We start from the raw sequence: 18,314 nt of genomic DNA, 5'->3' as shown, positions 1-18,314 counted from the left end.
CCCCCGCGCGCCCGATCTCACATCGTCCTGCTTCGAACGTCCGGAAGGGCCCCCTCATGGCCGAGCCGCTCTCCCCTCACACGGCTGCGATGCGAAATCCCTCGGCCCGCGCCCTGCGCGGCCTCGATGCCCTCAATTTCTTCCTCGCCGACGTCCGCGACGGCCTCGGTCCCTACCTGGCGATCTACCTGATCGCCGTGCGCGGCCCGGACCAGGGCTGGAACGAAGCGACCACCGGTCTGGTCATGACCATCGCGGGCATCGCCGGCCTGATCGCCCAGACGCCGGCCGGGGCGCTGATCGACCGGACCAACCACAAGCGCGCCATCGTCATCGCCGCAGCCGTGGCGGTGACCGTGAGCTGCCTCGTCCTGCCCTTCATCGCGAACTTCTACGTCGTGGCTGCGACCCAGTCGGTGGCAGGTATCGCCGGGGCGATCTTCCCGCCGGCCCTCGCCGCCATCACCCTCGGCGTCGTTGGCCCGAAGATGTTCGCCAAGCGCATCGGCCGCAACGAGGGCTACAACCATGCCGGCAACGCCGTCTCGGCGGCTATTGCGGGCGGCACGGCCTACTTCTTCGGACCGATCGTGGTGTTCTGGCTGATGGCCCTGCTGGCGGTGTGCAGCATCGGCGCCATGCTGATGGTGCCGGCCGATTCCATCGACGACGACCTGGCCCGCGGCCTCGACCAGACCGAGACGCAGGCCCGCACCGAGGGGCAGGAGGAGCCCTCCGGCCTCACCGCGCTCCTGAAGAACAAGTACCTGCTGGTGTTCGCGGTGCTGGCCGCGCTGTTCCATCTCTCGAACGCCGCGATGCTCACCTCGGTGGGCCAGCTGCTGACGAAGCTGTCCGGCAAGGACAACGCCACCTCGCTGATCGCGATCTGCATCGTGGCGGCACAGCTGGTGATGGTGCCGGTGGCGGTGTTCGTGGGCGCCAAGGCCGATGCGATTGGGCGCAAGCCGATCTTCCTCGCCGCCTTCGGCGTCCTGGCGATCCGCGGCGTGCTCTATACCCTGTCCGACAACCCGTTCTACCTCGTGGGCGTCCAGCTCCTCGACGGCGTCGGTGCGGGAATCTACGGCGCCCTCTTCCCGGTGATCGTGGCCGACCTGACCCGGGGTACCGGTCGCTTCAACGTCTCGCAGGGGGCGGTCGCCACGGCGCAGAGCCTGGGCGCGGCGCTCAGTGCGACACTCGCCGGCGTCATCATCGTCTCGGCGGGCTACTCTACCGCCTTCCTGTCCCTGGCAGCCATCGCGGGTCTGGGCTTCGCCCTCTACCTCTTCGCGATGCCGGAGACGCGGGGCTACGAGCCCGGCCGGTCCGGCGCCGATGGCGGCGGCCTGACGCCCGTCCCCGCGACGGCGGCCTGACCCACATGAGCGCCACCGACGACATCCTCGCCTTCGCGCATATTGGCGACCTGCACCTGACCGACGCGGACGCCGACAACGCCCGCGACGTCCATGCGATCGTGGACCAGATCAACGCCGTGGACGGGCTCGATTTCGTCTACGTGCCCGGCGACAACGCCGATAACGGAACGCCCGAGCAGTACGCCCTGGTGCGGGCCGAACTCGACCGCCTGCGCCGGCCGGTCCACGTCATCACCGGCGACCACGATATGGAGGGCGGGAGCCTCGACGCGTTCTATCAGGGGCTCGGCGCGCCGCGCCTGCCCTATGCGGTGACGGTGTCGGGCAGCCGCTGCCTGTTCCTCGACATGTGCGGGCCGGGCTCCGGCGGGCCGGATTTCCGCCTCGGCGCCGAGCAGGTCGCCTGGCTCCGCCAGGAGGTCGATGCGGCCGAGGCGGCGGGACAGGACTGCGCCCTGTTCATGCACAGCTACCCCGCCGACCTGACGGGGGAGGGCGAGGCCGCAACGGTCGCCGCGCTCGTGCACGGCTCGCGCATCCGCCTCGTCGAGATGGGGCACACCCACTACAACGAGCTCGCCAATGACGGCCGGACCATCTACGCGGCGACCCGCTCGACGGGGCAGATCGAGGAGGGGCCGGTCGGCTACGCCATCGCGGCGATCGACCGGGGCGTGGTGAGCTGGCGCTTCAAGGAGCTGGCGCAGCGCTGGCCCTTCGTGGTGATCACCGCGCCGGCCGACCGCCGCCTCGCCCATGCCGAGGATCACATCGTCTCGGGGACCACCGAGATCCGTGCCCTGGTGCTCGGCGCAGGGCGGACCGCGGTCTGCGAGTTCAGCATCGATGGAGGTCCCTGGCGCCCGATGCGGCGCGCCGAGGGCGACTGCCGCTTCCGGGCCACCGTCGATTGGCGCGCGGGCGCCGGGCGCCTCACCGTCCGGGCACAGGATGCCGAGGGCGGCGTCGGCGAGGACCAGATCGAGCCGGCCGGCGATGCGAGCGCCCTGGTCACCTCCAAGGGCCTCGGCAGCGACGCCGATTCCGTCGGCGCCTGGCCGGACCGGGGCATCCTCGGCACCCAGCTCGGCCCGAACCGCAACGGGCGCCACTGGTAAGGCGCAACCGCCCCGCCTGACCCTACTCTCTTTCAAGGACGCCGAGCCCGATGGGTGCGCTGACGCTGACCCCGAACCTTGTCACATGGGCGATCGCCGCCGTGGCCACCCTGGGGGTGATCACCCGTCCGTTCTCATGGCCGGAGGCGATCTGGGCCGTGCTGGGCGCCGCGGCCCTCGTGGTGTTCGGCCTGATGCCGGCCGGGACCGCCTGGGAGGGCGTCCTGAAGGGCACGGACGTCTACCTCTTCCTCATCGGCATGATGCTGATGTCCGAGGTGGCGCGGAAGGAAGGGTTATTCGACTGGCTCGCCAGCATCGCCGTGCGGGCGGCCAAGGGCTCGGCCACCCGCCTGTTCACCCTGATCTACGGGGTGGGCACGGTGGTGACGGTCTTCCTCTCCAACGATGCCTGCGCGGTGGTGTTAACCCCGGCCGTCTACGCCGCAACCAAGGCCGCCAAGGTCGAGAACCCGCTGCCCTACCTCCTGATCTGCGCCTTCATCGCCAATGCGGCGAGCTTCGTGCTGCCGATCTCGAACCCGGCCAATCTCGTGGTCTTCGCCGAGCACATGCCGCCGCTGACCCAGTGGCTGGCGATGTTCGCGCTGCCCTCGGTGCTCGCCATCGTCGCCACCTACGCGACCCTGCGCCTGACGCAGAATTCCGTCCTGCGCGATCAGCAGGTCGCCACCGACGTCCCGGCGTCACGCCTGTCGCGGACCGGTCTCGTCGCCGGCCTCGGCATCGTCGCCACCGGCGGCGTGCTCATCGGTGCCTCGGCCCTGGGGCTCGACCTCGGCCTGCCCACCTTCGTGGCCGGCGGCCTGACCACGGCGGCCGTCCTGCTGATGAAGCGCGGCGGCCTCGTCGAGGTCGCCAAGGACGTCTCCTGGAGCGTGCTGCCCCTCGTGGCCGGCCTGTTCGTGCTGGTCGAGGCCCTGGAGAAGACCGGTGTTCTGCGGATGATCGCCGATGCGCTGAAGCAGTCGGCCGCCGCGTCGCCCGTCGAGACCGCCTGGGGCGCCGGCACCCTGATCGCGGTGCTCTGCAATCTCGTCAACAACCTGCCGGCCGGTCTCATCGCGGGCGCCGCGGTGCAGACCGCTCACGTGCCCGACAAGGTCGCGGGCGCCGTCCTGATCGGCGTCGATATCGGCCCGAACCTGTCGGTGACGGGGTCGCTCGCCACCATCCTCTGGCTGACCGCGATCCGCCGCGAGGGCCAGGACGTCGGCTTCTGGCGCTTCCTCAAGCTCGGGCTGCTCGTCATGCCGCCCGCGCTGCTGCTGGCGCTGGCCGGCCTCCTCCTCGTCTGATCCGTCGCGTCTTCAGCCCGAAGTCCTTGGCCCGAAGTCCCGCGTCCGAACTTCCTCGCCCGAACTCCCTAGCCCGAAGTTTCCAGCCCCAGGTCCCCCGTGAACGCCGCACTGCTCTATCCCTTCATCCTCGTCGCGGGCGTCCTGCAGGCGCTGGGCAATTCGATGAACGCGCAGCTGCGCGGCCGGCTCGTGAACCCCTGGTTGGCTGCCTCGGTCTCGTTCCTGCCCATCGTGTTCGTGTTCGCGACCCTGTTCCTCGTCATGCCGACGCCGCTCCCGACCCTCGAGACGCTCGGCAAGATGCCCTGGTATGCACCGCTCGGCGGGGTGGCGGGTGCGGTGGCGGTGTTCGGCGGGCTCGCCTTCATCGACAAGGTCGGAGCGGGGCCCTTCAACGGGCTGACGCTGACCGCCAACATCCTGGCCTCGCTGGCGATGGATTCCTTCGGCCTGTTCGGGCTCCAGGGCGGCGGCTTCAAGCTGATGCCCTGGCTCGGGGGCCTGCTGATGGCCGTCGGCGTGTTCTTCATCGCCCGGACCACCGCCGACACGGGCGGGGACAAGGATGGCGGGCACGGCCTCAACCCGAAGCTGCTCTATCCCTTCATCGTGGTGGCGGGCATCCTGCAGGCCGTCGGCGTCGTCTGGAATTCCCAGCTGCGCGGCGCCCTGGTGAACCCCTGGCTCGCCGCCACCGTCTCCTTCCTGCCCGTCGTGTTCGTGTTCGTGCTGGTCTTCCTCGTGCGCCCGACGCCCCTGCCGACCCGCCAGGACGTGTCCGGGGTACGCTGGTGGATGCCGCTCGCCGGCATCACCGGGGCGGTGGCGGTGTTCGGCGGCCTGCTCTTCGTCGACAAGGTGGGGGCGGGCGCCTTCAACGGGCTTCTCATCACCGCCAACCTTCTGACCTCGGTGGCCCTCGACCATTTCGGCTGGGTCGGCATGAAGCAGGTCAAGGCCGGGCCCGCCCGGCTCGGCGGCGCCGCCCTGATGGTCGCCGGCATCGTGCTGATCTCGGTGTTTTGAGCCGCACCTACGTATTCGAAAACGCGAAGCTTGAGGACAAGCGGTTGCAGCCGCCGGGAAACGTTGGCCTTTTCGGCGCCCGGCGTGCTAAACCTCCGACGATCCCGCCCGGAGCCGATCCGCGTCAAGGGTGTGTGGACAGCCTCTCGTGCCGCCCGATTGCCGTCTCCCGGCCTAGTCCGGCGCGCGTCACGACCTGATCGGTCACCGAACTCCGGCGCCCGGACCGCCCACGCGGCCGCGCCGACGGGCATCTGCGACGCCGCGCCGAGCGCGTGCGGGAGGGTTCAAGGACAGGAATGCAATGAGCGACGAGACCGACGCCCGGACCCGATCCGAGGAGCGCGCCGAGCGGGCCGAGCGGATGGCCAAGGAAGGCGCCCAGGCCATGGCCGAGCATCTCGCCTCGGTGAAGGCCGTGGACGAGCGGACGGTGAAGCTGCGGGCCCTGCGCCTCGCCAAGGAGGCTGCCGACGCCGAGGCGAAGGCCGCTGCCCCGCCGCCCGCGCCCAAGCGCAAGCGGTCCTGAGTCGGTCCGGCGGAGGAGAAGCCATGGCATTCGATCGCTCCCGTCGACCGAGCGACCCGCGACAGGCCGCCGAGGCGGCCTTCAAGGCCGCCACCACCAAGCCCGTCGAGACCGCCAAGCCCGTCGGAACGGCCAAGCCAGTTTCCGCCACGTCGGCCGCCCCGGCCTCGGCCGTGCCCGGTGCCCGCGAGATGGTCAGCCTGCGCCTCGACCGCGCCGTGCTCGAGCATTTCCAGAAGGACGGTCCCGGCTGGCAGGACCGCATCAACGCGGCACTCAAGGCTGCCGCCGGGCTCTAGAGTTTGTCGGGGATCAGCGGGAGCCGGTTACCCCGAAAAGCCAAACGTCCAGACGGGAATCAAGGGTCTGCCTGGCTCGAGACGAGCCCGACAGACCCTCGGCCGAGCCGCTTCGCGCAGCGCGGCGGCGTGTCCCGTTCGCCGGGCATCGTCTCTGCCGCACCGGTCGCCGGTTCGGCCCATGGGCCCTAGCCGAATCCGCCCCGCTTCAGCCGCATCACGGTTCGGTCCAGAGCGCCGAGGAACGCGGAGCGGTCCCGGGCCGAGAACGGCTTCGGCCCGCCGGTGACCGCTCCGGCCTCGCGCAGGTCCTGCATCAGGTTGCGCGTGGCCAGCGCCAGGCCGATGCCGCTCTCGCTGAACGGCTTGCCGGTGGGCGCGAGCACCTCGGCGCCCGCCTTCACGCAGCGGCTGGCCAGGGGCACGTCGGCCGTGACCACGATGGCGCCGGGCCGGGCCCGCTCGGCGATCCAGTCGTCGGCGGCGTCGAACCCGTCGCTCACCACCACCCGCTCGATCCACGTCTCCCGGGGCAGCGCCAGGAAGCTGTTGGCCACCACGTAGACGTGCAGGCCATAGCGGCCGGCGACCCGGTAGGTCTCGTCCTTCACCGGGCAGGCATCCGCGTCGATGTAGACGACGATGGACCGGGACGGTGCGATCTCGGTCATTGCGCGGCGACCGCATGCGGCGGCACGCGCGTTTCCCCCGTCTCCGCCCCGACCCGCTCCAGGGTCGAGACGCTCAGGGGCTGGCCGCGCCCGCGGAGGGCGTGCGCGCCGAGGGCCCGGGCGCGAATGCCCGCGGGCAGGCGCGCGATCCGGGTGAGCAGGTCGTCGGAGACGAGGATCTCGGTGCCGAGGGGCCGGCACAGGGATTCGATGCGCGCGGTGACGTTCACCGCATCGCCGAAATACGCGATCTTGTGCCGGTCGACGCCGACTTCCGCCGTGACGATCGAGCCGCCGTGCAGGGCGGCGCGCAGACGCGGCACGGTGCCGAACCGTGCCATCCAGGCCTCGGATTCCGCATCCAGTCGATCCATCACGTCGAACACGCAGGCGACGCAGCGCGCATCCTTGAGGCCGCGGGCCAACGGCCACGTGATCATCGCCATGTCGCCGATGTAATCGTCGATGGATCCGGCGTTGCGCCGGACCGGTTCGGCGAGCGCCGCGAAGACCGCGCCGAGATAAGCCTGGGCCTTCAGGTCGCCGTGGGTCTCGGCGAAGGCGGTGGAGCCGACGACGTCGAGGAACAGGAAGATCCGCTCCTCGCGCACCGGCTGGTGGTAGCGCCCGACGAGGAAGTTCACGAAGACCTCGCCGCCGATGAGATCGCGCATGCGGATGACGAAGACGAGCATTGCCGAGACCGCGAGGCAGTACGCCAGCACCCGCGGGGTGATCCGCACGGCGTGGCTGAGGTCGTCGTCGGTGAGACCGAGGGCCCAGACCAGCAATCCGCCCAGCGCGATGCCGGCCGCGATCATCAGCACGTAGGCGAGCTCGGCCGCGGGCACGTAGAACTTCGCCGGCATCCGGCGCATCCGCGCCTGCAGGCCCCCCAGGATCATGCCCCGGTCGAAGGCGAGCGTCGTGCCGCCCACGGCCAGACCGTAGGTCAGGCCCGCGAGGGGCGTCGCGCCCCCGGCGAACAGCACGTTGTAGAGGAGGCCCGCGCCGCCGCAGGCGATGAGGATGAGGAGCCAGAACCAGCGGTGCTGCGGCAGCATCAGCGGCGTCCCCCGTGCGGTGTCCCGGCGGGGGCCGGCGGCGGCGATCCGGCAGGGGTGGGGGAGGATGCAGCGCTGCGCAACGGATTGGCCCCTTCGGGGATGGGTCCGCAGGCGGCGCAGCCCCTTGGCGCGCCGAGCTTCGAACCCCGTCCTGATCACCGTCCCATGATGGCGCGAGTAAGGCCAAGGTGACGCAGACCGGCGGATCGGGGACCGGTGTGGCCGCCATGCGTTGGCAAGGACGGTCATCATGATGGGAGCACGCGGCAGATGCGGAGCAGGACTTTCGGTGCGGCGGGGCCGGCGGTGCCCGTCATCGGACAGGGCACCTGGCACCTCGACCAGGCGGATCACGCCACCGCCGTCGCCACATTGCGGGCGGGCCTCGACGCCGGCCTGACGCATATCGACACCGCCGAGATGTACGGCGAGGCCGAGCCCCTGGTGGGCGAGGCCATCGCGGGCCGGCGCGCGGAGGTGTTCCTGGTCTCGAAGGTCGTGCCGGACAATGCCAGCCGGGCGGGGGTGGTCGCCGCCTGCGAGCGCTCGCTGAAGCGCCTCGGCACCGACCACCTCGACGCCTACCTGCTGCACTGGCCGGGCCGCATCCCGCTGGAGGACACCATCGCGGGCTTCGCCGCCCTCAAGCAGGCGGGCAAGATCCTGTCCTGGGGCGTGAGCAACTTCGACGTCGCCGATCTCGACGCGGCCCTGTCGATCGCGGGACCGGGCCAGATCGCCTGCAACCAGGTGCTCTACCACCTGCAGGAGCGCGCCATCGAGCACGCGGTGCTGCCCTGGTGCCGTCGCAACGGGGTCGCCCTGGTCGGCTACTCGCCCTTCGGCAGCGGCGACTTTCCCGAGGCCGGAAGCAGCGGAGGCCGGGTGCTCGCCCGTCTGGCGGAGGCGCACGGCACCACGGCGCGGGCCATCGCCGTCGCGTTCCTGACACGGGAGGAGGGCACTTTCACGATCCCGAAGACGGCGCGGCCCGAGCGGGCCCGGGAGAATGCGGCGGCGGGCGCGATCACCCTGACGCCGGAGGATTGCGCCGCCCTCGACGCAGCCTTCCTGCGTGGTCCGCGCCCGCGCAGCCTGCCGATGCTGTAGCGGCCCGGGCGAAGTTGTGGCCAATGGCCGGGGATGATCCGGCACCGACGGTCGGCGCCGGGTACAGGTGAGGAGTGCGAGCGATGGCGCGATGGCTGGGTCCGGCATTCCTCGGGCTGTTCTGCCTCGCCGGGACCCCGGCGCTGTCCGAGGACGCCGAGCGCGACGCGCGCAATCCCGACCAGCCCAACGGCGAGACCCTGACGATCGACGAGAAGGGCATCACCCTGCGCTTCCCCGATGTCGCCAAGCTGCGCATCGGCGGCAAGCTGCAGCTCGATTACGGGGCCGCGTCCATCCGGCAGGCGGGTTTTCCCGAGCCCTTCCCGGAGAATTTCGCGGTGCGCCGGGCCTGGATCGAGAGCTATCTCACCCTCGGCAAGAGCCTGGAACTCGCCTTCCAGTATGATTTCGCCGACCCGATGCGGCCGATCAACGATGCCGCCGCGGCCTATACCGGCCTGGAGAACACCCTCCTGACGGTGGGCAACATGAAGGAGCCCTTCAGCCTCGACCAGCTGACCAGCGACAACAACACCCTGTTCACCGAGCGCTCGCTCGCCGACGCCTTCGCGCCCGCCCGCAATTTCGGCTTCGCGCTCGGCCGCCACGGGGAGGACTGGACGGTGGTCGCCAGCGTCTTCGGCGGCAACGCCAACACGGGGATCGGCAGCGAGGGCGTCGCCGCCACGGGGCGCGCCACCTACGCGCCGATCCACGGGGACGATCGGGTGCTGCATCTCGGCCTCGCCGGGAGCTTTCGCGATCTGCCCCGCGACGGGCAGGGGCTGTCGCTGTCGAGCCGGTCCGAGGCGTTCCTGTACCAGCGCGACTTCGTCGACACCGGCGACATCCGCGACGCGTCGGGCGTCCGCCGCATCGGCCTCGAGGCGGCCTATCGGGACGGCCCCTTCCTGGTCCAGGCCGAGTACATCCGCACGGAGGTCGAGCGCTACGGGGGCGCCCGCACGGTCGGCTTCCAGGGCGGCTACATCCAGGCCAGCGTCGTCCTCAACGGCAAGGGCCGCGCCTACAAGCTCGCCCCCGATTACGGCGCCACCTACGCGGTCTTCTCCGGCGTGCAGGTGGCGGAGGCCGACCGTGTCTCGCGGGGCGGGATCGGCGTGTTCGAACTCGGCACCCGCTTCAGCGCCATCGACCTCGACGATGCCGGTATCCGCGGCGGCATCGAGCGCGACGTCACGGTCGGGCTGAACTGGTACCCAGACCGCAACATTCGCGTGGTCGCGGACTATGTCCGCTCGCACACCAGCCCCTCGGCGGTGCAGGGCGGCCGCACCATCGACGCGGACAGCTTCATCGGGCGGTTTCAGCTCTACTGGTAGGCGGCCCGGGGCGGCCTAAGCCCGTTGGGCAGGCTTGCGGCCTGCCCCCGGGGCGGTGCTACGATGGGCTCGCAGGCCGGGCCGCGCCCGGCGGTCCGGGTCGGCGCGACGATCGATGGAACGCACGGAAGTCCTGATCGTCGGCGCCGGTCCCACGGGCTTGGTCCTCGCCCTCTGGCTGACACGGCTCGGCATCCGCGTCCGGATCGTCGACCGGGCGGAGGCGCCCGGCACCACCTCCCGGGCGCTCGGAATTCAGGCGCGCACCCTCGAACTCTACCGCCTCCTCGACCTCGCCGATGCGGTCGTCGGCGCCGGGCACCGGGTGCCCGCCGTCAATCTCTGGACCGCCGGCACCCGGCGCGCCCGCCTGGCCTTCTCCGCCGACCCACGGGACCCGACGCCCTATCCCTTCCTGCTGATCTACCCGCAGGACGCGCACGAGCGTCTCCTGATCGAGCACCTCGCCGCGGCCGGGATCCGGGTCGAGCGAGGCACCGAACTCGTCGGGTTCACGCAGGACAGGGCGCGCGTCGTCGCCACCCTGCGCACGACCGAGGGGGCGCAGGTGCAGGTGGCGGCCGCCTACCTGGCCGGGTGCGACGGCGCCCGCTCGACGGTGCGCGACACCCTGGGCATCGGGTTCCCGGGCGGCACCTACGAGCGCTTCTTCTACGTCGCTGACATCGCGGCGGACGGCCCGGCCGTCGACGGCGAGATCCATCTCAACCTCGACAGGGCCGCCGACTTCCTGGCCGTGTTCCCCCTCGCGGAGCGCGGGCGGGTGCGCCTCGTCGGGACGGTGCTCGATGATCATGCCGGCCGCCGCGAGAGCCTGACCTTCGACGATATCGCCGCCACGGCGCTGGAGCGGCTGCGGATCGCGCCGCGGACCGTGAATTGGTTCTCGACCTACCGGGTGCATCACCGGGTCGCCGCCCGCTTCCGGGACGGGCGCGCCTTCCTACTCGGCGATGCCGGGCATATCCACAGTCCGGCCGGCGGGCAGGGCATGAACACCGGCATCGGCGACGCGATGAACCTCGGGTGGAAACTCGCCGCCTGCCTGCGGGGGCGGGCGGACGATGCCCTGCTCGACACCTACGAGACCGAGCGGATCGGCTTCGCCCGCCGCCTCGTCGCGACGACGGACCGGGTGTTCACCCTGGCGACGTCGGAGAACCCCCTGGCGCAGCTCTGGCGGACCAGGCTCGCGCCCTTGTTGGCGCCGCTCGTCGCCGGATCCCCGGCCCTCCGGCGCTCCCTGTTCCGAACGATCTCGCAGATCGCTCTGGCCTATCGGCACAGTGCGCTCAGCGCGGGCCGGGCGGGCCGGATCCATGGCGGGGATCGGCTGCCCTGGGTGGCGGGCGCGGACGTGGTGGGGTCGGAATGGCGGGTGCACGTCCATGGGGCGGCGGCACCGGACCTGGCGCGCTGGTGCGCGCAGCAGGGTCTGGGCCTGCACGTCTTTGCCTGGAGCCCCGAAGCCGAGCACGTGGGCCTCGCCCGGGACGCCCTCTACCTCGTGAGGCCCGATGGCTACGTGGCCCTCGCCGATGCGGAAGCCTCCGTCCCGACGCTGGCCGCCTTCCAGGCGCAGCACGGGCTGAACTGGGGAGCGGACGGCTGACACGGGTCCGGCTGGACGGCAGCCGGACCCGCATCAGCAGGTCCGCGCTCAGCCTGTACGAAGCCCGGACCCGTCACCCCGCGAGGATCATCCGGACCCGGGCCAGGGGCTGGCGCTACTCGCCGACCCCGAACAGCTTCTCGAGGAAGTTGCGGTCGTCCTGGCTCGGGCCGCGGCTCGCATCCGCGTGGCGGGCGGCCGGGCGCGGCGGGGCGGCCGCCTGCGGCTCGCCCAGGAGGGCACCGATCAGGCCGCCCGGGGTGCTGTTGGTGACCGCCGGTTCGGCGGGACCGCGGTTGCGCCAGCGGTTGGCGCCGGGGAGCATCACCGGGCTCTGGCCCTTCAGCGCCACCGTCATGTAGGCCTTCCAGATCTCGCCCGGCAGGTTGCCGCCCGAGACCTTCTTCGTCGGCTCGCCGTCGTCGTTGCCGAGCCAGACGCCGGTCACCAGGGTGGCCGAATAGCCGATGAACCAGGCGTCGCGGAACTCCTGGCTGGTGCCGGTCTTGCCGGCGAGGTCCCAGCCCGGAACCTCCGCCTTCTTGGCGGTTCCGGTGACGAAGGTCTCGTGCATCATCGCGTTCATCATCGAGACCGCGTTGGCGTCGATGACGCGGCCGAGCCCGCCGTCCTTGCGCTTGTAGAGCACCTTGCCGTCCGCGCTCTTCACGCTGGCGATGATGTAGGGGATCACCCCCGTGCCGCCGTTGGCGAAAGCGGCGTAGGCGCCCACCATCTCCAGGGGGGTCACCTCGGAGGTGCCCAGCGCGATCGAGCCGTTGGCCTGCAGCGGGGAGGAGATGCCGAGGCGCTGGGCCGTCTGCACCACGGTCTTGGGCCCGACTTCCTGGCCGAGGCGGACCGCCACGGTGTTCAGGGAGAGCGCGAGGGCGTCCCGCAGGGTCACGGGTCCCCGGTAATCGCGGGAATAGTTCTCCGGGCTCCAGCCCTTGATGCTGATCGGTGCGTCGTCCCGCACCGTGTCGGGGGTCAGGCCGTGCTCGACCGCCGCGAGGTAGACGAAGGGCTTGAACGACGAGCCGGGCTGGCGCTTGGCCGTGGTGGCGCGGTTGAACTGGCTCTGCGCATAGTCGCGCCCGCCCACCAGGGCGCGGATCGCTCCGTCCGGCTTCATCGAGACGAGGGCGCCCTGAGCGACGTTGTAGCGGCCGCCCTTCTGGTTCAGCTCGCCCACCAGCGCCTTCTCGCCGGCGCCCTGGAGGCCGGTATCGACGGTGGTGGCGATGACGATGTCGCTCTCGAACTTCTGCACGAAGTCGTCGAGGACGTCCATCACGAGGTCGGCGACGTAGTTGGCCGAGCCGCCGCCGCGCACGCCGGCGGGCCGGGCCGGGCTCGCCAGGGCCAGCTTGGCCTCGGCGGGCTTGGCGAAGCCCAGCTCCTCCATCGCGGCGACGACCTGGGCGGCGCGGGCCTGAGCCGCCGGCAGGTTGCGGTTCGGCGCCAGGCGCGAGGGCGCCTGGACGAGGCCGCCGAGCATCGCGGCCTCCGCCAGGGTCACGGATTTCGCCGGCTTGCCGAAGTAGCGCTGGGCCGCGGCCTCCACCCCGTAGGCGCCGGCGCCGAAATAGACGCGGTTCAGGTAGAGCTCGAGGATCTCGTCCTTGCTGTACTTGTGCTCCAGCCAGAGGGCGAGGATCGCCTCCTGGATCTTGCGCGAGGCCGAGCGCTCCGGCGTCAGGAACAGGTTCTTGGCGAGCTGCTGCGTCAGGGTCGATCCGCCCTGGGAGACGCCGCGGCGGGTGACGTTCTGGGCGACCGCGCGGGCGATGCCGACGGGATCGACGCCGAAATGGCTGTAGAAGCGCCGGTCCTCGATCGCCACGAAGGCGCGCGGCAGGTAGGGCGGCAATTCCTTGATGCTGACGACCCGGCCGCCGGTCTCGCCGCGATTGGCCAGGAGCGAGCCGTCGCTCGCCAGGATCGCGATGTTGGGCGGACGCTTGGGCACCGCCAGCTGGTCGATCGGCGGCAGCTGCGAGGCGTGATAGGCCACGAGCCCCGCGATGCCGATCACGCCCCAGAGGCCGAGGACGAGGACGCCGTAGACGAGCCGGCCGAGGATCGAGCGGCGGGCCCGGCGCGGCGCCTTGCGCAGCGCCCGCGATGGGGCGGGGGCACGGCTCTTCGCGCCGCGGCCGCCCTGTGAACCTGACCCGCCTCGTGCCACGCCGCCTCCCGCGCGATCGGCGCGCGAGAGCCGCAGGTCGAGATCGGCCGGGTCTCCGACGCGGCCCTCGGGCACGTCGAAGTTCGGCTCCCCTCGGCCTGTGCCGCCACGTCCCTTCGCCATGCGTCCCGTCTGCCCCAAGGTTCGTTCGCGATTCGAGCGACCCTGCTTGCGCACGGTAATTGCGGCGGGTTTAAGGGGTGTTAACCGGCTGATTTTTCAAAGCTTTGAAAAACCAGGGGAAATTCGACGAGCCTCGCGATTCGTGCACCGGGTGTTCAGGGGGTGGCCGCGGTGGCGGGACCCGTGGAAGCAACCCCGCCGGCCGCCGCCCGGTCCCGGCGATCCGGTGGGACCGCCCGGCTCCGCTCACCCCTTCTTGCGGAGGGGCCGGACCGACACGGCGCCTCGATCGGTAAATCCGGTGGCGGCACCGAAGGCCTGCAGGTCCGTCCGATGGAGTCCGGTCACCAACTCGATCTCGCCGCACCCGGCCGAGCGCGCCGCCTGCGAGGCCGCCTTCAGGAGGAGTCGACCGAGGCCGCGCCGTCGCGCGTCGGGGTCGACCAGCAGCGTGGTGATCTGCGCCGTCGGCAGATTGGCTGCGAGGGACGCATACCAGTGCAGGACGACGAGGCCGCTCGGCGGCCCCCACTCGACCGCGACGAGGGCCGCGCTCGCGCCGTGCCGCACGGCCTCGATCCGTTCGGCCAGGGTCTCGGCGGCGACGGGGTGGCCGGACCCGCGCAGGAGTTCGGCGAGGCCCGCCGCGTCGCCGACAGTCGCCGCCCGGATCTCCAGCCCGTAACGGCTCGCCACGCCTCACTCCGGTCGGCTCCCCCGGCCGGAGCCGGCGGAGCGAGGATCCTGCGGGTCCTTTTAGTCCCGGCGCATCAGGCCGAACAGGGCGAAGCCTGCCAGGGCGGCGAGACCGAGGGCGAGACCACGATTGTCCTGGAAGCGGCTCGCCGCCGCCTGTCCGGCGGCCCGCAGGTCGTTGCCCAGGGGCGAACCGCTGAGGATGCGCTCGGCCCGGGCATGGTTCTCCGGCCGGGTCGCGATCGACACCGCGAAGGCGTCGTCGTCCAGGCGGTCGATCTCGATGCTGTTTCGGGCAAAGCCGGCGCGCGACAGGCGATCCCGCGCCACGCGAGCGGCTCTGAGAGACGGAACGGTCACGGTCGCCAACACGCTGTCAGACATCAAGTATTCTCCCTGTTCGGCAGACCAAACCCCGCCCGCGGGAATACGGTTCCGTGATCGTGGGTTCCGGGCGTGACGGGCGGCCCGGCCTTAAGCTTCCGGCAACCACCGTGGACCTAAGCCCGGGCCTCGCTCGGCGGGCTCAAGCCCGCGCGAGCCGTGACGAGGAGCCTGCCGGACTTGCGCGATCCGTTCGTTCCTGCCGCCCTTGCCGATCGCCTGCGGGAGAAGCGCCGCCGGCCGCGGTCCCGGGAAGCCCTGGCCTACGAGCCGGCCAAGCCGGTCTTCGCCGAACTCCTCGACGCGCGCGGGCACGGCACCGGCCAGTTCGTGCGGCTGTCGCAAGGCATGGTGGAGGCGATCACGCGGGGCGCGCGCGCGGAATCTTGAACGAAATCCCGATCGACCTGGGGTCAGCGATCGCAGCCGATGCAGATGTCGCGCACCACGCGCTCGCGTCCATGCCCCGTGCGCTGGTTCGGCAATGATCTGTTGAAGGCGTGCTCCGCCGGGCGGGCCGGCGGCGGAACCGGCTTCGGCGGCTCGGGCGCGGCCGGTCTCGGCGCGGGGGCGGTCAGGGCCATGTACTGGGCCGCGGCGGGCGCCGAAGCGAGGCTAGGCACCAGCCCGGCGAGGGCGAGAACCAGGGACGCACAGCGCGGGCGAGCACGAACGCGCGGGGCGGTCTCGGGACGTCGCATGGCCATCGAAGCCTCCGATCGTGTGCGCTCGGTGCGAATCGACGCGGAGCGCCATGCGGCGATCCGGCGTCCGGCCTGACGGGAACGAGGGCGGGAAGGGATCGTTCCCCGTCCCTTTGGCCGGCCCCCGGGCCGGGTGGGACCGGATCCATGCTGCACCTCCTCGTGGCCGATGGGAACGACCGGTCCGGACGGGCCGATCACGTTTCGGGCACCGGCGTGACCTCGGCCGAGGCCTATGCGGAGGTCCTGCGCCAGATCTCACCGGGCGTCGGCTGCACCCTGATCAACCCGGCCGACGCCGACGCGGCCCTATCCCCCGGGACCACGCTCGCCGGCTTCGACGCCCTCTTCCTCACCGGATCGACCCTCCACGTCTGCGACGAGGCCGACGCCGTGCGGCGCCAGATCGCCCTCGTGCGCGACGCCCTCGCCGCCGGGCTCCCGATCTTCGGTTCGTGCTGGGGCGTCCAGGTCGCCGCGGTCGTGGCGGGCGGCCATGCGGCCCGCAATCCCAAGGGGCCGGAATACGGGTTCTCGCGCGATCTCGTGCGCACCGAGGCCGGACGGGCGCACCCACTCCTGGCCGGGCGGGGCGAGCGCTTCGATGCTCCCGCCCTGCATCTCGACGCCGTCATCACGCCGCCGGCCCACGCCACCGTGCTGGCGGGCAACGAGGTCCTGTCGGTCCAGGCGATCGAGATCCGACACGGGGCCGGCGTGTTCTGGGGTACGCAGTACCACCCCGAACTCGACCTCGACGCCCTGGCCGCGATGCTGCGCCTCAGCGCGGACGCTGTGGTGGCGGCCGGCGCGCTGCCCGACCGCGCGGCGGTGGAGGCCTATGCGGCCGACCTCTGCCGCATCCATGCGAATCCCGAAGGACAACGGGACCTGATCGCCCGTCACCGGCTCGGCCCGGAGCTGCTGGAGCCGGCGCGTCGGCGGGCGGAGATCGGGAACTTCCTCGATCGCCTCGTGCGCCCGCGGGTCGAAGCCGCGGCCTGAGCGTTCAGACCGCGCGCAGGGCGGGAGCGTCCGGCCGCGGGCGGGCGCCGACGATGTGAAAGGCGCGCGGTCGCACGAACAGGAATGCCAGGCGCGTGTGACGGATCATCCGCTCGAAGGCCAGCGGAACCAGGATCGCCACCACCGTGACGACGAGGCTGGCCCAGCCGATATCGCTGATCGCCCCCGACTTCACGATCAGCGTGCGGGTGAGGGCCATCGGCAGGAAGAACGCGAGGTAGATCACGATCGAGCGCTGGCCGCAGGCCCTGAGCGCCGCCGTCACCGGCCCGCCGGCCCGGGACATCAGGGCCCCGGCGGCGACGATCGCGAGGGCGCCGGCACCGCTGAGGATGAGGGCGAGCCCCGGGAGGTTCGCCAGCGCCGGCACGGCCCGGAAGCCCGTGGGCACGAAGACCAGGGCGGCGTTGACTACGGCCCAGAGCGCCAGTCCGAGCATCGCGGCGCGGGCGTGGCGCTGCACGAGATCCGCGAAGGTGAAGATGCGCGCGGCAAAGAGGTAGCCCACCAGGAACCAGACATAGCGGTCGCAGAACTCGTCGATCAGCTCGAACCCGGTGTGGAGCGGCAGGACCTGAAGCAGCGCCGCACCGCCGAGGAGCCAGGCCGTCGGCACCGACCGCAGGGCCTTGGTCAGCACCGAGAACACCGCCAGCAGGTAGATGAACCACAGGGTCGAGTAGGGTTCGACGACCGCCAGGGCGAGATGGGCGACGAACGCGCCCGGCCCGGCTCCGTCGGTGATCGCGCCGTACTTGAAGGCCGACTGGATCAGCACCCAGAGGACGTAGAAATAAACGAAGTGCACGAGGCGCCGGTCGAGAAACAGGCGCCAGTCGCGGTCGATGACCCGGCCGAGGAACAGGCCCGACAGCAGGAAGAAGTCCGGGATGCGGAACGGGCGCGCGAAGGCCACGACGGTGTGGAGAAAGCCCTCGCCCTCCATCGCGATCCCGGTGCCGAGGGTCGAGTGCATCATGACCACGAGGATGATGCAGAGGCCTTTGGCGACATCCACCCAGGCGAGCCGGGCGGAATCCTCCGGGGATCCCGCCATCCGCGACCCCGTTCCCTGCGCCGTTCCTTGCCCCACCCCGACCGCCGCCATGATCCGTCCCCGCCCACAGGACCGCGATCCTTGGGCGCCAGGTCTTAAGGATGGCGATACGCTGGGAGCCGCCGGCCGATCATGCCGAACGGAAGGTAAAGGCCGGGCCGCGGCTTCTCGCACTCCGGGCGGTGCCGCGTTTCCCTGCGCGGGCGCCTGCCGCAGGGCCGGCTGCGCCCCGCAGGCCTCAGTGCGGATCGCGCTTGGCGCCCCGGCGGTCGCGGGTCATGCGGGTGGCGGCGTGAAAATCGTCCGGCTTGGTGCGGACCCAGGCCAGGAACTCCGCCATCTCGGGCGCCGCCCGCAAGGCCTCCACGTCGGCGAGGCGGCGGGCGATCTCGGCTTCGCTGAAGCGGGCGTGGATCGCCGAGTGGCAGATCTGGTGCAGGCGCACCGTGCCTGCGCGCGCCCCGCCCTTCAGCTTCGGGGTCAGGTGGTGCAGGCTGGATTTGGCATGGGGCGGGATCGGCCGCTCGCAGAGCGGGCAGATCACCGGAGGCTTGGCCTGCGGACCATGCGTCGCCGGGTCGTCGTCGCGCCAGAGCCGGGCTCGTCGTCCCAAGGGTGTCTCCCGTC

At 71.4% G+C, this 18,314-nt stretch carries 19 protein-coding genes; 11 read left to right on the top strand and 8 right to left on the bottom strand.

Going from position 1 to position 18,314, the window contains the following annotated elements:
- Positions 1-56: 56 nt before the first annotated feature.
- The 6 genes from AC0IY1_RS18960 (at position 57) to AC0IY1_RS18935 (ending at position 5,679) form a co-directional block, all read left to right on the top strand.
- On the top strand, positions 57-1,382 hold the full coding sequence (locus AC0IY1_RS18960) for an MFS transporter (protein WP_471771547.1): 1,326 nt from the start codon (positions 57-59) through the stop codon (positions 1,380-1,382).
- 5 nt (positions 1,383-1,387) lie between these two features.
- The gene (locus AC0IY1_RS18955) at positions 1,388-2,503 is read left to right on the top strand and encodes a metallophosphoesterase family protein (protein WP_471771545.1); all 1,116 of its coding nucleotides are present in this window, start codon (positions 1,388-1,390) and stop codon (positions 2,501-2,503) included.
- 50 nt (positions 2,504-2,553) lie between these two features.
- On the top strand, positions 2,554-3,822 hold the full coding sequence (locus AC0IY1_RS18950; RefSeq protein ID WP_055956981.1) for an arsenic transporter: 1,269 nt from the start codon (positions 2,554-2,556) through the stop codon (positions 3,820-3,822).
- A gap of 99 nt (positions 3,823-3,921) precedes the next feature.
- Positions 3,922-4,851 (top strand): DMT family transporter, encoded by a 930-nt coding sequence (locus AC0IY1_RS18945; protein ID WP_056278025.1) that lies wholly within the window; start codon positions 3,922-3,924, stop codon positions 4,849-4,851.
- A gap of 304 nt (positions 4,852-5,155) precedes the next feature.
- Complete coding sequence (locus AC0IY1_RS18940) at positions 5,156-5,380, top strand: hypothetical protein (RefSeq protein ID WP_055956977.1); 225 nt, start codon at positions 5,156-5,158, stop codon at positions 5,378-5,380.
- Positions 5,381-5,403: 23 nt separating this feature from the next.
- Positions 5,404-5,679, top strand: coding sequence for a BrnA antitoxin family protein (locus AC0IY1_RS18935; RefSeq protein WP_055956975.1), 276 nt, complete (start codon positions 5,404-5,406; stop codon positions 5,677-5,679).
- A 188-nt stretch (positions 5,680-5,867) separates the two neighbouring features.
- Here the strand turns inward: AC0IY1_RS18935 and AC0IY1_RS18930 are convergent, their stop codons facing one another.
- A complete protein-coding gene (locus AC0IY1_RS18930) occupies positions 5,868-6,350 on the bottom strand; it encodes a YaiI/YqxD family protein (protein ID WP_471771543.1) in 483 nt (160 codons plus the stop codon).
- Positions 6,347-7,414 carry an adenylate/guanylate cyclase domain-containing protein gene (locus AC0IY1_RS18925; RefSeq protein ID WP_471771541.1) on the bottom strand — a complete coding sequence of 356 codons (1,068 nt, stop codon included), beginning with the start codon at positions 7,412-7,414 and terminating at the stop codon, positions 6,347-6,349. The genes AC0IY1_RS18930 and AC0IY1_RS18925 overlap by 4 nt, the downstream gene beginning before the upstream one ends.
- A 273-nt stretch (positions 7,415-7,687) precedes the next feature.
- Here AC0IY1_RS18925 and AC0IY1_RS18920 point away from each other — a divergent pair, with 273 nt between their 5' ends.
- From AC0IY1_RS18920 to AC0IY1_RS18910, 3 genes are all read left to right on the top strand, one after another.
- Positions 7,688-8,527 carry an aldo/keto reductase gene (locus tag AC0IY1_RS18920; protein WP_471771539.1) on the top strand — a complete coding sequence of 280 codons (840 nt, stop codon included), beginning with the start codon at positions 7,688-7,690 and terminating at the stop codon, positions 8,525-8,527.
- 83 nt (positions 8,528-8,610) lie between these two features.
- Positions 8,611-9,873, top strand: coding sequence for an OprO/OprP family phosphate-selective porin (locus AC0IY1_RS18915; protein WP_471771537.1), 1,263 nt, complete (start codon positions 8,611-8,613; stop codon positions 9,871-9,873).
- 115 nt (positions 9,874-9,988) lie between these two features.
- Complete coding sequence (locus AC0IY1_RS18910) at positions 9,989-11,506, top strand: FAD-dependent oxidoreductase (RefSeq protein WP_471771535.1); 1,518 nt, start codon at positions 9,989-9,991, stop codon at positions 11,504-11,506.
- 115 nt (positions 11,507-11,621) lie between these two features.
- On the opposite strand, the gene AC0IY1_RS18905 is transcribed toward AC0IY1_RS18910, so the two are convergent.
- From AC0IY1_RS18905 to AC0IY1_RS18895, 3 genes are all read right to left on the bottom strand, one after another.
- Positions 11,622-13,820: a transglycosylase domain-containing protein gene (locus AC0IY1_RS18905; RefSeq protein ID WP_471771533.1), complete on the bottom strand. Its 2,199-nt coding sequence runs from the start codon at positions 13,818-13,820 to the stop codon at positions 11,622-11,624.
- 246 nt (positions 13,821-14,066) lie between these two features.
- Complete coding sequence (locus AC0IY1_RS18900) at positions 14,067-14,516, bottom strand: GNAT family N-acetyltransferase (RefSeq protein WP_471771531.1); 450 nt, start codon at positions 14,514-14,516, stop codon at positions 14,067-14,069.
- Positions 14,517-14,576: 60 nt separating this feature from the next.
- Positions 14,577-14,900: a hypothetical protein gene (locus AC0IY1_RS18895; RefSeq protein WP_055956962.1), complete on the bottom strand. Its 324-nt coding sequence runs from the start codon at positions 14,898-14,900 to the stop codon at positions 14,577-14,579.
- Positions 14,901-15,080: 180 nt separating this feature from the next.
- On the opposite strand from AC0IY1_RS18895, the gene AC0IY1_RS18890 reads away from it, so the two are divergent.
- Positions 15,081-15,290, top strand: a complete 210-nt coding sequence (locus AC0IY1_RS18890; protein WP_055956960.1) for a hypothetical protein — start codon at positions 15,081-15,083, stop codon at positions 15,288-15,290.
- A 23-nt stretch (positions 15,291-15,313) separates the two neighbouring features.
- Here AC0IY1_RS18890 and AC0IY1_RS18885 read toward each other — a convergent pair whose 3' ends face one another.
- On the bottom strand, positions 15,314-15,607 hold the full coding sequence (locus tag AC0IY1_RS18885; protein WP_471771529.1) for a hypothetical protein: 294 nt from the start codon (positions 15,605-15,607) through the stop codon (positions 15,314-15,316).
- Between the two features lie 144 nt (positions 15,608-15,751).
- On the opposite strand from AC0IY1_RS18885, the gene AC0IY1_RS18880 reads away from it, so the two are divergent.
- Positions 15,752-16,609, top strand: coding sequence for a glutamine amidotransferase-related protein (locus AC0IY1_RS18880; protein ID WP_471771527.1), 858 nt, complete (start codon positions 15,752-15,754; stop codon positions 16,607-16,609).
- A gap of 4 nt (positions 16,610-16,613) precedes the next feature.
- Here AC0IY1_RS18880 and AC0IY1_RS18875 read toward each other — a convergent pair whose 3' ends face one another.
- Entirely contained in the window at positions 16,614-17,687 is a 1,074-nt protein-coding gene (locus AC0IY1_RS18875) for an acyltransferase family protein (protein WP_471771525.1), read from the bottom strand.
- Positions 17,688-17,925: 238 nt separating this feature from the next.
- Positions 17,926-18,300, bottom strand: a complete 375-nt coding sequence (locus AC0IY1_RS18870) for a restriction endonuclease (protein ID WP_471771524.1) — start codon at positions 18,298-18,300, stop codon at positions 17,926-17,928.
- Positions 18,301-18,314 lie beyond the last annotated feature (14 nt).

Source organism: Methylobacterium sp. AC690, assembly GCF_979256535.1.
This window is presented reverse-complemented; position numbering and strand designations above follow the sequence as displayed.